We start from the raw sequence: 18,410 nt of genomic DNA, 5'->3' as shown, positions 1-18,410 counted from the left end.
GCGGCTTCAGAAGATCGCGTCGGGCTATCCGGGCTAACGGATATATGCATACGCCGGATAGCGCGCGACGAGCGCACTTTTCAGCGCTCCGGGCAGAACGCTCACCTTGCCCGTTGACTTGATCGTTCGCGTCGTCTTGCGCTTATTCAAGTTTTTTGGATCCGAAAAGGTCCAGACGATTTCGATCTCGACGTGGTAGATCGCCGAGTAGTCACGAATCAAATAGATGTCGAAATGCGCGCGGGACGTGACATTCGTGTGCCCTGCATCGAAGAGGTCCTTTATGTCGCCCTCGCGTGGGGCCGGCGCGTCGTAGATCGACACTGAGGTCGCGTCGCGCCATGCGTCGCTCTTATCGTCGAAAAATGGAGTTGACGCACTGTAGCTGTCCACGGCCCAGTTGGGCGAAGCTGTCGTCGTCGTTAACTTGTACTTATTCTTCCCGCCGCCGGCGGTGATCTCTTTATCGAGGGAGGTGCGCTTTCCGCCGCCCTTCGGATCATAGCTGATCTCACGTTCGATGAACTGCACCCACCGGCTATGTGCTGAGAGAGCTCCGCTGTAGCCGACACCAAACCCATATTGCCCCGTCGTTCCGGACGTGGTCTTCCACGGCACTTCGGTCTCTGCCTTGATCGTCCCCCCTGCAACGGGTGGCGGGGGCGTCGCCGGCGCTTTGCCCGGGCCGGGCTGGGCCTTGAATGTGGTCGGCGCGTGGACGGCAGCCGGGCCTGGCGCATTGAGCAGATAGAGCGAGTATGCGAGGTCCGCACCTGTCAGCTTCGCGGTGAGGTCAGCCTCGAGCGTATTGGTGAACAGCGTTGCATACGTCGTCTTCAGTGTGCTGGATTTTGTCGAGTCGTACGCCAGCGGAAGCAAGGCGGCATAGATGGCCTCGGCGTCGATCGTCTTGCCGGCGAGCGCCGTATTGATCGTCTTCGCAACTGTCTCGAACTCCGTGGCCGTAACCGGCGCTTTCGTAGAAACTGCGAGACCGCCTTTCACCCCAAGCAGTGTCTTGGCGAGGGCGAGACCCGGCCCCTTTAGTTGCGAGCCAAGATCGGCGACGAGGTCTGTCATATGCCTCGTCTTATACGCAGACTTGAGCGACGTGATGGCCGTCGCGTCCCGTTCGAGTTTTTGCAGTGCAACGTAGATGAGTTCCTCGTCCGTTGGAACACTGGCGATGGCATCGTGAAGCGAGTCGGCGAGTGTGTCCACATCGGCGGGTGTGAGCGCGACGCGCGCGATCACGGGCGGCTTACCAGAGGCCGCCTGGCCGCTCTGCTGGGCGACATGCGCAAGCTCGTGGGCGATCAGATACCGGCCGCTTTCCGAGTGCGGGGCGTACTCGCTGTTACCGAAAACGATGTCGTTGCCGACCGTATAGGCGCGCGCATCGACCTTCCTCGCCGACTGCGAGGCGGCCAAGTAGGTGTGAACGCGAACTCCCGAAAGGTCGCGGCCCAAGCGCGGTTCAAAGAATCCGCGGGTCACCAGGTCGAGCGGCTGGCCGCCGGAGCCGATGACGCTGTGTACGTGATCGGGATTTGGCGATGGCATTTCGCCCGGGCCCGACAACGGTTTTCGCCGGATCGTTTCTTCTTCGTCCTCGCACGCATCGCATTTACGATGGGTCCCCTTTGTCGGATCGATGTGATTCGTCGTGTTCAGTGCTTCGGCTCCGGCTGGCATCTTCATCACACGATCGGCGATCGCATCCGCCTCGATCTCGGCTGCGTCGTTCGGTTGGGACACGCGCAGGTCGCCCGTACCGGAATGGCATGTCGTACATCCGGCAGTTTTCCTTTGCACTTCAGGTTCGCCGCGGTCTCCTTCAACTTGTCGCGGGACGCTTCGAATCGGAGTGCTCTGAGGATTGAAATAGTTATATAACCTGACGAAATCGACCTGCAGCATGAACCGAATGTCCTGCTCACCAGGATACAAATCTGGCAAGCCGGGAACCTGCTGCATGATCCTGGAACCCGCACCCGTATACGGATCCCTTTCTAAAAGCGGATACGGATCAACACCCTGACGGAAACCACCGGAGAACATCAAGCCATCATCGAACAGTCCCAAATTTACATTCAATGATGACAGTCCTACAGGCGAGGCGCCTGTCGGCGCTGTGGTATTCAGACGTCCGGCGGTCTCGATCGACAAGGTTGACAGCGGGCTATTTTCATCCAACGATTCGATTATTCCTGACACGTCCAAATCGAGATCGAATTCGAACCGTGTTTGCTCAGGGTCAAGGATCCTGTATGTAAAGGTCTTTATCGGAAATTGCGGAAGAAGGGCGCCCGGCGCCATACCGAGATTGAAATCGTTAAGGTGTCTCCGCATTGCTGGATTCGCCATCGCCAGTGCCCAGATGCCCAGATAATTCGCGCCCAGGAATAGAGGCACACCAACACTCAGCGGTGCGGGCAGTGCACGGAACCTGTCACCAAGCTCTTCGGTTAGTTTGGAAAAAGCAGGATTATTCTCATCGAGGTTTTCTGCGACGGTCGCAAGCCCTTCACCGATCGGTTCAGGTTCTTCTTCAGCTGCCTGCGTTCCACTGGCCGGCTGGCGTTGAATTTGCGGTTCTGATACGGACGAATTGAGAGTGATCGGACCGATTTTCTCAATCGGCACGCGCATCACACGATCGGCGATCGCATCGGCATCGATCTCGGCCGAATCATTCGGCTGCGAGACTTTGAAATTGCCCCCACCCGACTGGCACGACGGACATCCACCGCCGCAGGGACAAAAAGCCTTTCTCTGAATTTGGAACTGGTCATGTACAGGAATAGACGACACCGGCAGATACGCCAGCCGGTGATGTGCCGAGTCCAATCGATTTTTAAGCTTCCCCACGGGGCACAACGTCATCGATTGATCAATCCTATTGTAAAACTCATATGAGCAGTCCGGACTCTCCGGCTTCTTTGTCTATGGATTTGGGGCTGTCGTGGCATCAAACACTGCTTTTACCTGACGATCTTCCGGGCCGAGAGCACCCACTTCGCCGCAGGCATAGACTCCTGTTTCGACCTGAGTACATTCGGGTGCGACATCGACGATACGTCCGCGTCCAACCCCTTTATCGACGAGCACTTCCATAACGAGTTGCGCGCGACGCTGAGCCAGGTCCAGGTTATAAGTCTCCGGACCCTCCGGCGAAGCCTTTCCAACCAGTTGGAGTGCTAATGACGGGTTGCCCTGCAACTGTTCGAGCAGAATAGGCCACACGGACTTACTTTCAGTCGTGAGGCTTCGCAGCAAGGTAGCCTCTGTTTTCGCCCATCCACTCATCGGTCGGTCCTGGTCGAAATGGAGCACAACATTCCCTGGCGCTGAAATGGAAGGCTGGTCCGGTATCGGCGTCGGAGTCGGCTGGGGTAGACAGGGATGACCTTGCTTATCGGTATGATCTCCCGGCCCGCAACACCCGCCGAAGAGGTTCGGTCTTTCTCCCGGCAAACAGGGCACGAAAGGACTAGGAGCCGGAATTGGCCCGGGAGGTTGAGGTTCAGAGCCGCTGATACATTGCCCGTTGGATGCGACCTCGCCCGCCGGGCAACAACGCAGGCCCAATGGTGTGGAAGCAGCGCGTGCCGGCGGACAACAGTTGCTGGCACTCTCTATAGTATTGTCTTCCGTCGTCTGATCTGGATTGGTTGTCCTTTTTTCAATGCAACATTGGTCTTTGAACTCTGCCGATCTGCCGGGACGGAAGCCGGAAGGACAAGAGACGGACGGCTTTTCCGGTTTTTTGCATCCTAATTTCCTGCATACAAAACTGCATCCAGGCAGGGAAGGGACTTTTTCACACGCCGTCTTGGCATAGGAGCCACAGACCTTCTTGCCGAACACCGGATCGATCACACAAGGGTCGAATTCGTCGAAGATCGGGATTGTGATCTGCCGTTGAACGACCGGCGCGCCGACCGACTGCTGAATCACGTGCGCGAGTTCGTGCGCAAGCAGCCGACGCCCTGCTTGAGTCTCCGGGGCGAACTGTCCTTGCCCAAAGACGATATTGTTGCCGACCGTATACGCATGCGCGCTGACGTCTCGCGCCGATTGTTCAGCGACAGTGCCGGTATGTACTCGCACACTCGAGAAGTCATAGCCGAACCGTTGCCCCATGTCGTACTGCAGCGATAGATCGAGCGGTCTGCCGCCGCTTGTAAGGATGTGACCTGCATCGGTATGAGCCCCATCCATCCGTCTATCCGATTGACCTGAGAAACGTTGGATACGCGGCCATGCGCCCTTCACTGGAGAATGCCCTGGTGCCGACATCACCCCATCGGCGATCCGATCCGCTTCGATTTCGGCTGGGTCGCCGGGCCGGGAGAGTTTCAGATCATTCGATTTCGCTTGGCAGGCCGGACACCCGCCACCACAGGGACAGGAAGACTTTCTCTGAATTTGGAGCTGATCATGCGCCGGCAGGGACGATACCAGCTCGGGCTGACGCGCACCTGATCGGCGCGATGACAGCTCCAAGCGACTCTTAAACTTCCCAACGGGGCATACCGTCATCTATTGACCACTCCCATGATGAAACGACGCCCTCATCCAGCCGTATGACCCGCGCATGAGATATGGGCGACGTCTTCTCCGGCCAGGCGCCTTGCAAAGGCTTCGAAGCATGTTGCGTCCGCTCGTCTCAGCGCATTTGGGGCATGGCGTGCCATATGAAACCAGATATGGAATGGTTCATGCAAAATTGTCGCAGCTTGCTCTGTTGGGTCGTCCCAAAATGCCTGGCATAGAACGACTAAACGATTACCGGGGCATGAAAAAGCAAAATCAGCTCCACATGTTCCTGTCGCGCATCCCACGAGACTCACAGTGCCGCCACGACATATGTAACGAAGATAGCCACTCTCCAGGGTTTCGCGCACCCGCCGGAAGCGATCCCTTTGTTGTTCGACAAGTGAGAAATGTGCCCGATTGGTGAGTGTTAAGCCCAACTCTTCCTGCAAGATCACATCAAAATCCGGATCAACAGGTTCGCCCGCACGAGCAAACAGCAGATGTGCTTCAAGCAACAGTTCCGCCCGTAACGCCAGCCTAATAGCTTCCGCATCCGCCGCCTCCAAAGCAGCAACAACTTCATCCCCTGTAAGATTTGGATTCGTCAACCCATTCTGCTGACACGATACATGGTCACGCACAACGCTCCGCTGAACAAGACCAGACGATGTATCCGCTGTTTTAAGCCTCGAGATCTGTAGGTTGCCGGTCGTCGGCGATTCGGCGTTACGTGCGGCAGTCTCACGACCATGTTCAACTCCGGAATCAAGACGGCGTCGGGTAAGCGGCGAAGCGTTGGACTGCTGCACAACATGGGTCAGCTCGTGCGCGAGTAATCGCCGACCGGCATCCATACTGGGCCTATATTGCCCTGCCCCAAAAACAATATTGTGACCTGCCGTATAGGCATGGGCATTCAAGTCCCGCGCAGATTGTTCGGCAGCAGCATCGGTATGTACTCGTACTCGTGAAAAATCATGACCAAAGCGCTGTTCCATGTCCCGCTGCAGCGATTGATCGAGCGGTCTGCCGCCGCCGGCAAGGACGTGACCGACCTTGGCATGAGTCACATCCGTCTGCCCATCCGATTGATCTGAGAAACGTTGGATACGCGGCCATGCGCCCTTCACTGGAGAATGCCCTGATGCCGACATCACCTGATCCGCAATCCGATCGGCTTCGATCTCGGCGGCATCGTTAGGCTGGGAGACCTTTAGATCGGCGGATTTCGCCTGACATGTCGGACACCCGCCGCCGCAGGCGCAGGAAGTTTTTCGATGGATGGGCACTTCTCCAAAAGGGCGGGAAGGTAGACTATGGTCAGTCGCGTCCCAAATGTGGCTTCGAACAGCGTGATGCATCGTACGGCTATCGGAGGCGTGTATCGCAGCTGCCGCTCTCATGCCTTCGGCTCCACCTTCGCCGGCTTAGATCGCCTATGATCCGTTACCGCTTCGACTTCGTCTTGCCGAAACAGTAGGCACAATGATGGTAGCCGGCCTTTTCCGCCTCCGCGGAACTACCGAAATAGATCGGCCCACTGGACTTGACCGCGTCGAACCGACAACGTTTGGTGAGATTCTGCGTATCGTGAAATTCGCGTGTCGCTGGATTACCGGCGTACCGTGCCCTGTCATTCGTGCCCTCCTTAGGCTCGATGACGTACTCTCGATAGACCGTGCCCGCATTGACGACGAGGGGTACTGGATCTTCATGAATGACGACGCCCTTGGCATCGAGGATTTCAACCCGCGCAAGAACTTCGTTGCCATCACCCGCTGTTGCGGCTGAGGCAGTCTTGCGGGACAGCTTTTCCGCCATCCGCTCGGAGCTTTTGACGTTCGGTTCTGAGGGTCGCCCCTTTCGGATCTTGCCGGACGGCCGGTCGAAAGGAATACTGAAATAACCATCGGCATTGGTGGTGGTTGATGCAAATGTCTCGCCTTTGTCGCCGTCGCGAGCGGCCGTCAGTCGTACCGTCAGTCCTTTTTGAGGCGCAAACGCAATATCCGAGACAAAACCATGGAATACAGTACCCTCTCCGGATAATGCGACCAAGGTCCGGTCGATGCGTGCTTTTCCTTGTTGACTGGTCGTGCGTAATTCCGTGGCCCGTGCAATGGAGACTTTCAGCCGTTCCATGCGAGGATCATTGTCCCGCTCAACGGTCCTCGACAATCGATTGAGTTCCCGCTCCTCAGACGCGACAAAGGCATCCGGAAGCGCGGCCATAAAAGCCAGCACCTCGAGTCCGAGGTTGATGGCGGGCTGTCGCGCCGCAGCCAGGGGAGCGTCGAGAAATTGTTTTCGTATCGCTTCGGCCGTCGGTTCTCCGGCAAGAAATTCAGGACGTTGATTCTTTTGCGCTTGATCGTTCATGGTAGATCTCCTGTTGCGAGTCCGACGTAGCCGATCGGCCGGCGTCTAGCCTTGATCGCGGCCGCATACGCCTGGACAGAAGGCTTCGACGAGAGACAGATTGTCCTTGAATACGAGCATATTCGGCAAGAACGCCTGAGCCCGCAGGCAGTGGGTAGCCTGATTGTCCGTCGTTGTGTTCATGCCGCCGATCGACCAGCCGGAGAACAATGCGCGGAGCCATGTTTCAGAAAGCCGATTGTCGGCGACCCGCACGCTGCCGGCACCAAGCACGACGTCCGTCAAGACGAAGAAATTCGTCGAGTTGATCTCACACTGATTATCGGTGAACCCCAGATCATCAAGAGAAAATATTGCGACTGAACTGAGGGCGAAGGCAAACGGGTCTTCCGACACATCGAATGTGACCTGATTCTCCGTAAACAGTGTTTTCCCGCTGTTCCATTTGCGCATCAGCGGCGGCCAGAGCGAGGGTGGTTGTGTCGAGACGTTGATCAGTCCCAAGTTCCTCGCCAACTCGCATTCCCGCCCCTTCAAAGCATCAGGTAGTTTTCCCGTCCGTATCAGGATCAGCACCAAAAGCAGACCCAGAGTCCATTCATTGCTGATGCCCAGATTTCCAATGAGGACGGTCGTTGCGAGTAGATCAAGACCTTTCCCGGTCGTTCCTTCGGTGACCAAGCGATTGCGGCCGACCATGACGGAGCCCAGCGCGAAAAACGTGACCGCGCGCCCAAGCGGAGCCACAATCAGATTATCGCGCAGCATGGCTGTGATCGGACCGTCGATAAACGAGGAATTGCGCTTGAATGACGAGAATGAGTTCGTTTCGGTCGTGGTATCCAGCGAAGGGAGAATCAGCCAAACATGCACGCCGCCGCGTATGCCGACCTGTGCGTTATCGACCGGTTCCAGACTGCGGCTGCCGTTATTGAGGATGCGGTTGTCATCAAGTTGCAGGCCTTGCACGAATATGGCGTAGACCCCGCAAATGGGGAACAGATGATGGCGGCCATTGTTGATGATTTCATTGCGAAGGATGCGCAGGTCACTGACTTTGGCGAGCACGATGCCGCCATACGCGACAAGCCATTCCATCGATTTACGAACCGGCGCGATGTCGCGGCGCATGCAGCGGGTGATGAAATTATCGTAGATATGCAGGTTATGCACGCCGATCAAATCCCCGCGATTCACAATGTCAAAAAACCGTACGACGCCGATACCATTGGTTCCCATATCGGTGATGCGATTCCCCGCAATTTCAACATCATACAAATCCCCCGCCGAGACAAATTTCGGCGGACTACCGTCCGGGTTGTCGTCATCGGTCGTATCGACAGGTTTGCAGGGATCACAGGGGTCGGGTTGTTCCGGATCATCAGGGACGTCGCCGCCGTCACCACCCACTTTGGCCAAGCTGCCTAAGGTAATGCCGTTCCAGATGCCGCCTTGAATCAGGTTATCAATGATGCGAACACGATCCGAACCGCCGGCGAGTTGGATGCCACCGCGCGTGGCAGCTCCCACGGTGATCGGCCCCGGCGGGGTGTTGACACTCGCCGGTGATCCCGGGCTGCCCGATTTCGGCGGGATGGTTGGTGCGGGCACGGCTCCTCCGCGCGGCAGGACTTCGATGATATTGGAGTCGATCAGGACATCGTCTGCTCGCGAATAGATCGCTTGCCAAATCGTGGGCAGGTCGCGCATCTGCACAAAGCACCGACGAACCGCGACGTGACGGGCGTTATCGATTTGCACGGCACTGCGCGGGCCGGATTCGATTGCGAGGTCTTCAATCGCGACGGTGTCCGAGTTTTTAATCATGAATGCCGGCTGAGGAGCCGCATTATCGGAGACGGCACGAATGCGTGCGCCCGGGCCGCAACCATGGATACGAATTCCGACCCGTTCATCGATCAGAATACTTTCGTCATAGATACCGTTCAACACACAGACGGTGCCGCCTTTGGCGGGTAGCGCATCGATGGCCGCTTGGACTTTGACAAAATCGCCATGTGAATGAATCCCGTCGCCGACACGGTATATGCAGCAGCCACGAAGTTTGGTCAGGGGTTGAAAAGGGCGGCGGCAGTCTTCTATGTCGTCGCCGGTGACAATATTGCCGGTCCAGTGTATTTCTGCGAGGGGCACCCGGTGGTAGAAGATGCCCTGCGGCGGAACCGGCGTGATCGGATCGGCAGGCATCGGACCGGGAATCCCAACCAGAACCAGCGGGTTACCGATTCCAGCCGCCCGTGCCTCGAACGTCCAGAAATCAGATGGGGTATATTTGCCAACGGCTTCAGGTTCAAATGTGACTTGAATGCCAAGATTGTCCGGGAGATCCTTCTTCGTCTTAAAATCCTCGACACGCTCGATCCCATTCCAGAGGCGGAAAAATCGCTTGCCCTTCGCCGGAGCGGACGGAATCACGCCCTTATAGATATCGCCCGGTGTCACGACAGGGTCAGGCAGCGTCAGGGTATTATCGTTGGCAAGCGCGACCTTGGCGCCATACACGACTTTCCAGCAACCGAGCAGCGGATCATGATCGAGCGCTTCAAGATAGAAATTGTTCGATCCGGAATACACGATCGCGTTCTTATTCCCGAAGAGCGTGACGGTTTTGTCAACCGCGTCAAAATCTCCTGTCCCGACAAGCCCTCCATTCACGTGCGACCACTTAAAGTGGGCCTGGGGTGCGGGTTTATCCGTGTCGGCAATTTCAATGCGATAGAGACGATGCTCAAACCCCGTATAGCCGCCTTCCTCGACCACCGGGCAATCGCCGTCACTCGCCGTCGTAGGTTTCAGCTCGACGATGAGCTTGCCCTTGTTTCCGAAATCGTCTTTCAGCGCGCCAATAATAGAATCGCACGTATCATCGACGGCCATACGGTAGAGCCGAACACGAAACGAAGTCTGGACACGCTCGGTCGTATCCACTCCTCCAAGAGCCGGTTCGATCAGCAGACCAGGATTCTGAAAGGCGCTCAGTTCCTCGAGCCACGCTTCCAGAATTACCGCGTCGCGATCACCGATTGCAGGCGCAGCGCCCGGTAGCGGAGCAGGTTGAATCGGCGGGCCAAGATAGCCCGCAGTCCGGATCGCGTCGACTCCGGTCGGGAGCGCGGGAGGCTCTTCGTCTCTTTTCAGTTCGGCGAGGAGTCCATCCGCCCACACCCGTCCCTTGTTCAGAGAAACTTTGACCTGACCGCCCGTTATCTCGGCTTTGGTGATCTTAAAACTGAGCGGTTCATCCGCCGGAACCGCCGCAACTCCGGCCCCGAACGCATCACGCGCGGCAAGCTGCTGCCATTCGCCCATGATCTCGGTTTGCGCGTTCCAGTCCCGATCGAGCAAGACACGGCCTTGCTGGTGGAGCGTGCCACGGAAATTGTGAGATGTATCCTTATTCCATGCGGAAAAATCGCCTCTCATCCATGCCTCCTTTAACTGACGGGGATCAAAATCGGTCTGATCCCGACCGGCATAAACTCACGAAATCGTATCTTCAAGTTGCGCCACTTGTGCGCCTCAAGCAGAAAATTGAATGCTCCCATTTGATCGTTGTCGACACCCTCTTCGAGAATACGAGGGTCACATTCGAGTGAAAGCTGGCAATAGGCAGGATCACCAAAGTATTCACTCGTAAAAATGAGCCGCGCGTCCGGGCCGGAGACACAGGCAAAGTGTGGGGGCAAGCGGTTTTTGACCTCGTCGGGCGGCGGTGGACTTCCCGTATCATCCGCAAAATAGCAATACTTCAAACACCCGCGCTGCTGATCGAACACTTCGACGACGCCTGTAAAAATATCTCCGGCTCCTTCCGCACTGAGGGTTCGGACTCGGCCAAGGACCGTCAGGTTTCGGACGGTTGTGGCCCCGGCATAGCCCGTAGCCGGATTCGTGGCACTCGTGATCGCAAAGGAAAACACCTTCAAACCGATTGTCACAGGGATGGATTCGATGATCGAGTCGGCAAGGCAGAGGTTGTATCCCTCATCGGTAAGGATGGCTCCGGAGATCGACCGCTGCAGAATGATTTCCGGCGTCTGTTTGAACGCGAGCTCTTCCGCGGCTGCGGAAAATCCATAGGGTTCTTTGAGGTTCATTCCCGGAAGCAGCGGCGCGCGATTTCCATTAAAATAGCGAAATCCACCCGGATCGAGCGTGCAACTCATGACCTCGAGTTTGTTCAAGGCGGCACGCGCAATCAACGGCTGCCCGGCCGCAAAATTCAGCCCGCGCGCGAGATAGAGTCCTTCCAGCCTGACGAACAACGCCTCCATTTGTGCATCGAGCGTCGCCTGTTCCGCGGCATCGGCACCGACGACTTTCGCCGGCCGGAACGCGAGCGGTCGCGCCAGTTCGATCACGGGACGTTCTCCATCGGCCGCCCGTATGATCAACGGGCATGTCAGCAGAATACTCCGCCCCAATTCGCTATTGAGATCCGCCGCGTTCAGCAGATCGATGTCCAGCGAGTGCGTACGGCTGTCCTTGATCTCGATGACGATCGCGGCCTTGGGAGTCCCGCCTGCCGCCGCAGTGCGTGCATCTTCGAGAGCTGTTTTTAGGACCGCTTGGAGCTGCTTTGCCGGATTGCGCAGCACCACGTCTTTGTAATCAATCAATGGTTGTGCCGGATCGAACTCCTTCGGCAGCGGGGGGTATGAGACCGGGTGCGCGCCCACCGGTCCGACGGCACCATAGGTATAGGTCAGCAGCAAATCCTGCACGAGCGCGTCCGCCCTCGTATCATCCGAAACTCCGATACAGAGTCGTCCATGGAAAGGATCAACGGCAATCTCACGATCGGCCAGCGGCGGATTCAGCCCACGCTCCCAGGCGCAGAGATTCTCACCTCGTATGGTCCAAAATCTGGGCAGTGCCGTATGGGGCCACACTTCACCGGGAAACGTCGGGTCGGGAAGATGCAGTTGCAAGCCGACATCGGAAAGCTGGTACGATTTCAAATCATCCTCAGGAACAGCCACATTGAAGGCCGGATCATAGGACTCGACGGAGACATATTCCTGTGGAGCAGTGAATGAAGCATCGGCAAACAATTGGAGCGGGGCCGGATTTGGAGAGGCAAGCGAATCGTCATACTGTTCGGCGATGTCATAATCGGAAATCCGCGCCGGGGGAATAGGCCCTGGTACCTGATCGGCACTGGATATACGCGGGGCGATCGCAGAAAGGTTGAGTGCAGCCATGCCGGTTCTCCCTTCGGCAAAAAGGCCGATCCTGTTCGTATTGAAAAGTGTCACCGGCCTGCCGGCGGGCGTATTGATCGGCTTGACGTAGGGCGTCGAGAGCGTATTGACCGGAATATCACACGCATTCACACGGACGACCCGAGGGGCGCCCAGCGACGGGGTCACTTTTTCTGCCAACGGCTTCGTCACGCCAAGACGGTAATCTTTGAGTCGCCACAGGTAAATCGCCAGGTTGGGCAGGTTGTGGCTCACGTGCCCGATCTCCGGTGGCTTGACCTCCCCCACATGGGCAAAGGGATCGAATGGTGTATTCAGCTGCGCAAGTAAGGAAGGGTCTCGTAAGGAGACGGTCCCTCCTCGAATGGGTGTCGAAGGACGAACGGTCGGGAGCGAATAGGGAGGAATTCCACCTTCATCAGGTCGCTGATGATTGAGGTGCTGATTCCACACCATCTTTTCGAACAATTCCACCGAATGGACTCCCCATTTCGTGAGGATATAGGCGAGCAGTTCGATGGCGCCCAACGTTCCCTTGCGTCTCCGGAGTGCGATCGTATCGGCGACATCGGCACGGAGCGTCCATGGATCGCCGGACAGATGGGTGGTTCCCAACAGGTCACCGATGTAGGGAATGACCCAGGGATCGCAGGTTTCAATGAAGAGATCATGATAGAGCGATTCGATGTTTTCATGGATCGCAGAAAACATGTCCTCGACCGGTGTGAGGTAGTCACGGAGCTGATAGGCAGGCATCGGTTGGCCGTTGGCCAGATAGAGCTTCGAAAGATCGCCATCCTTGATACGATAGATTTCAGGAAGTCGCCGATAGAGCGCGACGCGTTTCTTCGTGGCCACCTCAACTTCCTCTCTCGGCGACAGGAGTCACCGTCAAATGCTGATCGAACAGGCTCAGGATATGGCTGCTGTCGCAGACCACAATCGGATCAAGGACCGTCAGCGACGGCGGTTCGATGGCCGCCGGATCATCTGTATCCACAAGCGCCGTGAAGCCGACTGCTTGAGCCCAGAGCACACCCTCGACATTCTGCACTGTCCCCTCGATTGAAGATGCATATTCGCGCCCGCCGAAACGTCTGCGCCTGAGACTGAAAAGTCCGGTCTGATCTTCCTCGGGAGTGGCTTGACCACGATTGACACCCAGCGCACGGCGGATACATGGTTCGACCAGATCGGCGCGATAGGTCGGTTTGAGCGCATAACGAACCGAGACGGTCACATACATCCGCCTGCCCAATACGACCTCGATCGCATGGCGCGCGGCTCCGCGCTGATTGTTGTAGGCGTTCAGTGTTGCGCGGACGGCGGCAATCTCGGCACTGCGTCCGGTTTCCATCAAAACGGTGACGGCCACGGCCGGTATGTGATCGACCACCTGCCACGCAGCGGAAGCGGACGTGACTCCTGGAATGGCTGCCGCTTCGGATTCAAAATCCTTGATACTGACGATACGCCCCAGACTTTGCACCTTGCCGGGTGCCGCGCGACGAGCATTTTCTCCCGATTCCGGCGTCGATCCACCGGTGGCAACCATCGGCATCCCGACCTTGTCCAGATTCTTGAGTTTTGCCGAAGCCTGAACTTTGGTATCCGCCTTCAATGGGCCGTATGCGCCGCTGCCGGTGCGGAACACCGCGGTGACATTATTCACGCCGCTGGTCAGCCTGGCCCCGGATTTGCCGTCCCCAAACTGCACCCAACTGTTGCCTTCCGCGTCTTCACGGACAATATAGATCTGCTCGCCTTTGTCATGTCCAAAAAAGCTGGCCACTCGCGTCCACTCGCGTCCATTCACATAGATCGCAAGTTCCGGCGTTTCTGCCGGCGTGTTGTCCGGCACGATATGATAGGTCAGCGGAGCTTTAGGGAGTTTGAAGTTCTGGAATGCCGTCGTTTCATCGCCGCTGCCGATGGTGGCTTCCGGGAGGGTTTTGCCCTCATTCGCACCAACCAGGTTGCCGAATACGGTGACAAGCGCCTCGCCATTCGGAAAGTCGGCATAAGAAACGGCTTCCGAGAGTGTCACCGCATGCAACTGCGGAATCGCCTCAGTGCCGGTCGCTGACGTCGAATCGATATCGGTCACTGTGACTATCCGAGGCTCCTCACCTGGTTGATCGAACATGATCCGGCGATTCTTTAATGTTTCCGTCTGTCCCGCCGTGCCATAGAAATAGAGCGTGTTGCCGGACATGAGAGTCGTTTCTTTCTTAGCCCGCATGAGACTGAATAGCGGGCTCGTTGCTTCATGGAAGAGCGCATCGGCAATCTGCATCGACGCATTTGTCCCAACCGAACTGCCGAGTTCATCGTTCAGTCTCAGTTGGCTCACGGTCCCGCTGATTCCGCCCCAGGTCATGGTCACGGTACGGACATCGGTGATCATCCTGACGAGAGTGCTCATCGGTAACGGTTGACCGAGAATGAACGCCATGAACGGATACGTGAACGCAGCCTGGATGACGATCGGAACATTGCTCGGAAGATCGCTCACCTCCGAATCGATCGGAAAATCTCTGTCGCTGAGACTTGTACTCATCGTTGCGCCTAGAAAGGCATTGAAAGGCGTATCAACAGGTCTGGCAAGCGGCACGGTTTGATACGGAATGGTTGATGAAGTGGACGTGGTCCCCCCGCTTACGGTGGCGGTGGATGTGACGGCCGCCGTCTTATTCACGATCTGCGACGGGCTGTTGTATCCGAAATGGTGAAACGTCCGCCCGATACGATAGGCCGATAGACTGCCGACGTTTGACGTGCGGCTCAGCTTGCCCTTGATCGTGTAGTATGTGCGTCCGTGCTCTTCTCGAATCGAATCGATGAAAATCACTTCGGCATTGGCCAGGTTGAACGACCCTGGGAAAGAGACCGCCGGCGCTTCCCCTACGATCAGCCGATCACCGACTTTCAGATCGATCTTGTCTAAGAGCTGCTCCGGATACGCGATGTAGAATTCGGTTGTCGTCGGTGTGATGTCTCCATCTTCCAGCGGCTTGTATAAATGAAATCTTCCGAGCCACGGATAGGCCGTCGCTTCTGCGATCGTCTCGAATTCGGCAGGTTTCGGAAGCTCTTCCAGGGTAGCTTTAAGAGGGAATCCGGCGGGAATGACAACAGGCTCATCTTTTTTCAGCTCGATGGCAAGCACCGCATGTCCACCAACGGCAGGCGAAAGACGATAGCCCAGCAGCCGCACGAGATCGGCGATACTTTCGCGCCATCGCGCTGTCCCGAGAAATGCCTCGTTGGCGTATGTTTCCTGATAAAAGGTGAGAATATCGCCGAGGATCGATGCCCCTTCGAGAAGCGCCACGGCGGGATCGTCCGGCGCGCGGTGGGTCCATGTTTGGAGATTCGGAGTTTGGTCGATCCGGTGAAACAGGAATTCGCGAATCGTCCCATAGGTCCCGATCCGGTAATTGAACCGGGAAAGCGACGGACGATTGTCCTGACTGGTGTGCTCCAGGGGAGCGCTACAGCAGGGGCAATCCTCCCCATGTCCGAACGGGAGCTCCGTTCCGGGCCGGCGCGGAAACCGCAGCGGCATCGTGCAATCATTCGCGCAATCGCGGTCGCTCACTGCCTTCCTCCCTTGACCTCGAACCGGATAAACCCTTGCTCCAGGTGATCGGGGTTTCCCATCACCTGGATGATCTCGTTGTAGTTGACTTGGGTCAGCGCGTCCGTCGCGGCAACGGGAGAATTCCATCGCTTGATCGACACACTGATGGTTTTATCGGCGGGTGGCGTGCCCGCTTTTTGCCCGACAACATGCTCGACCCCTTGAACCCTCATGGCACGCCCGATGATCTGACTGGCATAGAGCGGCTGCCCGAATGTCCATTCATCCGGATGGAAAAATCCTTTGCGTCCATCGGGCGTCCATCCGGCAGAGAATTCCTGTTCAAGCACAAACTTGAGATCTTCCGGCCAAACATCCGGCTTCGCGCAAAGCATGACGTTGATCTCCAGCGGAACGAATTCGGGTGGACGTATCTCGATATCTTCACCGATCAGCCTGACTGCGTTCAGATAGTCCGCCACGGTTGTTCGGAGTTCATACGAAAGCTCGGTTGTCCCGACAGGATCGATCGTGACACGCACGGTACGCCAGCTCCCCGTCCAAGCGTACCGGGCCGCGGCACGGAACACCCCTTCGATTTCTTCCGCCCGCGAGACGTAATCCGCCAGGGTGACGGCACGGAGTTGATGTTGGCGATAGGCTTCGGGCACACGGCGGATGATTTCGGCAACGGGCTCTTGATCATGGCCATTTGTCACGTCGAACGGATTCCAGCATAAGCGGAGCACGAACGGAAACGGCGGAACGACCTTGAGACTGTCTTCCGAAACACTCACGATCATATCGGCGCCGACGTTGCCGTCGAGCGGCATTCCGTACTGATAGCTACAGGTCACCACGGCTCCATCGGGTAACTCCCTGCCGTTCGTGCCGTTTCCAAAACGGATCACGCTTCGACGATTCTCATCGGTTTCGACCACGAAGTGGTCACCGTTCTCGGCAGAATCATCGCTATGGATTAAGTTCGCGACTTCGTCCCATAGGTCGCCGGGAGGCGTCACCTCGACGGTCAAAGTCGATTCCGGAGGAACATCACCGCCGGGTATCGTCTGTTTATAGGCAAGCGGAACGCCCGGGAGACGGCAGAGCGTGCCCCAGCGAGTGCGCTCATAATGAAATTGGAGCGGTTTATTCGGGTCGCTTACATCCAGCAACTCTCCTTCATCTATAAAAATCGTCTGCTCCTCTCGTCCATGAAACATCTCGACCAGATTGCCGTGAAAGAGCGAGACGTTTTTTACCGCACCGATCGCGGTTCCGGGATTGTCGGCAGGACAGTTCACGGTAAAACAATAGTCAAACCGAAGCGCGTCCTTCTTTTCCCAATGGACACGAACCATCCACTCGTTCGTAATGGGGTCTTGTACCGACTCCGCCGCTCCAGATATCAATGAAAGAATCTGACGTTTGGCCGGGTTTCTTCCCGGTGCCTTCCCGGTTTGTGGATTGAGATGTTCCTGAATGAGCAGATGGCGGATGCGCGAGTTGCGGATCAAGTCGCGGATCTCGTCGGCAGCCGCTTGAGTCGCGATCTCGACCGGTGGAGCGGGATCGCCAAGATACAATTTGCTGTACAGCTTAAGATCTGCCCTTGTGCTGCCCGCCTTCAATGTCGTGATGGTGTCGCTCCAGGTATAGAGGCCGACATGATTGAGATATTGATGGACGGTTTGCGTGCCCGCGTGACGAGAGAGGAATACCGCCGAGGCTGCTGTTTCCTTTTTTTTATGAGTCGTTTCATCGATCGTACTTTCACCGGCCCATGCCTTGAGTCCTTGCGCAAGCTGGAACGCTTTCTGTCCCGTATCATGTCCGATTTCCAGCGCAAGCCAGGTCGAAGCTTGGCTGCCTTGATGAATGTGGTAATCCATCAGTCTGGCATGGCGCGCAACCGAGACTCGCTTTCGGGCAGAGGCCAGGTACGCTTCATTCATCACGCGATCCTGATGGTCGCTGAGTTCATCTGCGGCGACTGAGAAGAGCTCCGCCAGCACCATGTCGAGATCGGCCTCGCTGGTCGGCTCCCATCCGGGCACCCGACGAGACATGGCTGCGATCATCGTCCGGCGGAATGACCCGTAGTCCTTAGCGAGATAATCGATGACCGGTTCCTCCAGAGGCGCAAGCGCCGATTCCCATTCAGGGGCGCAGTTGTTATTGAAGCACCCTGGACGAAACTTGAACCGTATCTCGGCGAAGAGCGGATCGATCACTGCATTGGGAATTCCCGCGGTGCTGACCCCAAGTGTGTAGGTGGAATAATCTCCAACCGGTTTGACGACGAGGCGCAACAGAGGTTTCGTGGGATCAGGCTGTGTGATCGCTGCGTTTGGAGGAGTTCCGGTTGAATCAACCTGCACCTGTCCGAGCGCACGGCCGGCGCGAACTCTGATACCGCCCGAGATTGTGAAGATCGTCTTGGCAAGATGGTTGTTCCCGGTATATTCAAGGACAATAGCGGGCAGAATGTTCAGGTTGTAGAAGTGCAGGTCAAGCACGGCAGTATCCAAAACATTGTCCACTTCGACGACACGCAACAGCTTGATCCCATTCGGAGCCGTTGGTCCCGGCGAATCGGTCATCAAGCGCGCGCGCTCACGTAGCGGCTCGCTCCTGGCCAATTCTCTTAGAGGCAGGGCTGGTTCGTCATACATACGCGA

Annotated in this window: 8 protein-coding genes; all 8 read right to left on the bottom strand. The window is 56.9% G+C overall.

Going from position 1 to position 18,410, the window contains the following annotated elements; genetic code table 11:
* Positions 1-33 precede the first annotated feature (33 nt).
* The 8 genes from H8K04_08635 to H8K04_08600 all read right to left on the bottom strand — a co-directional run bounded on the left by H8K04_08635 (position 34) and on the right by H8K04_08600 (position 18,332).
* Positions 34-2,886, bottom strand: a complete 2,853-nt coding sequence (locus H8K04_08635) for a DUF4157 domain-containing protein (protein ID UVT17582.1) — start codon at positions 2,884-2,886, stop codon at positions 34-36.
* Positions 2,887-2,946: 60 nt separating this feature from the next.
* Positions 2,947-4,545, bottom strand: a complete 1,599-nt coding sequence (locus H8K04_08630; GenBank protein ID UVT17581.1) for a DUF4157 domain-containing protein — start codon at positions 4,543-4,545, stop codon at positions 2,947-2,949.
* 32 nt (positions 4,546-4,577) lie between these two features.
* Complete coding sequence (locus tag H8K04_08625; protein UVT17918.1) at positions 4,578-5,696, bottom strand: DUF4157 domain-containing protein; 1,119 nt, start codon at positions 5,694-5,696, stop codon at positions 4,578-4,580.
* A gap of 292 nt (positions 5,697-5,988) precedes the next feature.
* Entirely contained in the window at positions 5,989-6,921 is a 933-nt protein-coding gene (locus H8K04_08620) for a carboxypeptidase regulatory-like domain-containing protein (protein ID UVT17580.1), read from the bottom strand.
* A 45-nt stretch (positions 6,922-6,966) separates the two neighbouring features.
* The gene (locus H8K04_08615; protein UVT17579.1) at positions 6,967-10,365 is read right to left on the bottom strand and encodes a right-handed parallel beta-helix repeat-containing protein; all 3,399 of its coding nucleotides are present in this window, start codon (positions 10,363-10,365) and stop codon (positions 6,967-6,969) included.
* Between the two features lie 11 nt (positions 10,366-10,376).
* On the bottom strand, positions 10,377-13,004 hold the full coding sequence (locus tag H8K04_08610) for a hypothetical protein (GenBank protein ID UVT17578.1): 2,628 nt from the start codon (positions 13,002-13,004) through the stop codon (positions 10,377-10,379).
* A gap of 1 nt (position 13,005) precedes the next feature.
* Positions 13,006-15,747, bottom strand: a complete 2,742-nt coding sequence (locus H8K04_08605; GenBank protein ID UVT17577.1) for a hypothetical protein — start codon at positions 15,745-15,747, stop codon at positions 13,006-13,008.
* Complete coding sequence (locus H8K04_08600; protein ID UVT17917.1) at positions 15,744-18,332, bottom strand: baseplate J/gp47 family protein; 2,589 nt, start codon at positions 18,330-18,332, stop codon at positions 15,744-15,746. Before H8K04_08600 ends, H8K04_08605 begins: the two co-directional genes overlap by 4 nt.
* Between the last annotated feature and the right edge of the window lie 78 nt (positions 18,333-18,410).

The sequence above is a fragment of the Nitrospira sp. genome (genome assembly GCA_024760525.1).
In the GTDB taxonomy this organism is placed as follows: domain Bacteria; phylum Nitrospirota; class Nitrospiria; order Nitrospirales; family Nitrospiraceae; genus Nitrospira_D.
Note: the sequence above shows the minus strand (reverse complement) of the source record. Positions and strands in the feature narration are given on the sequence as shown.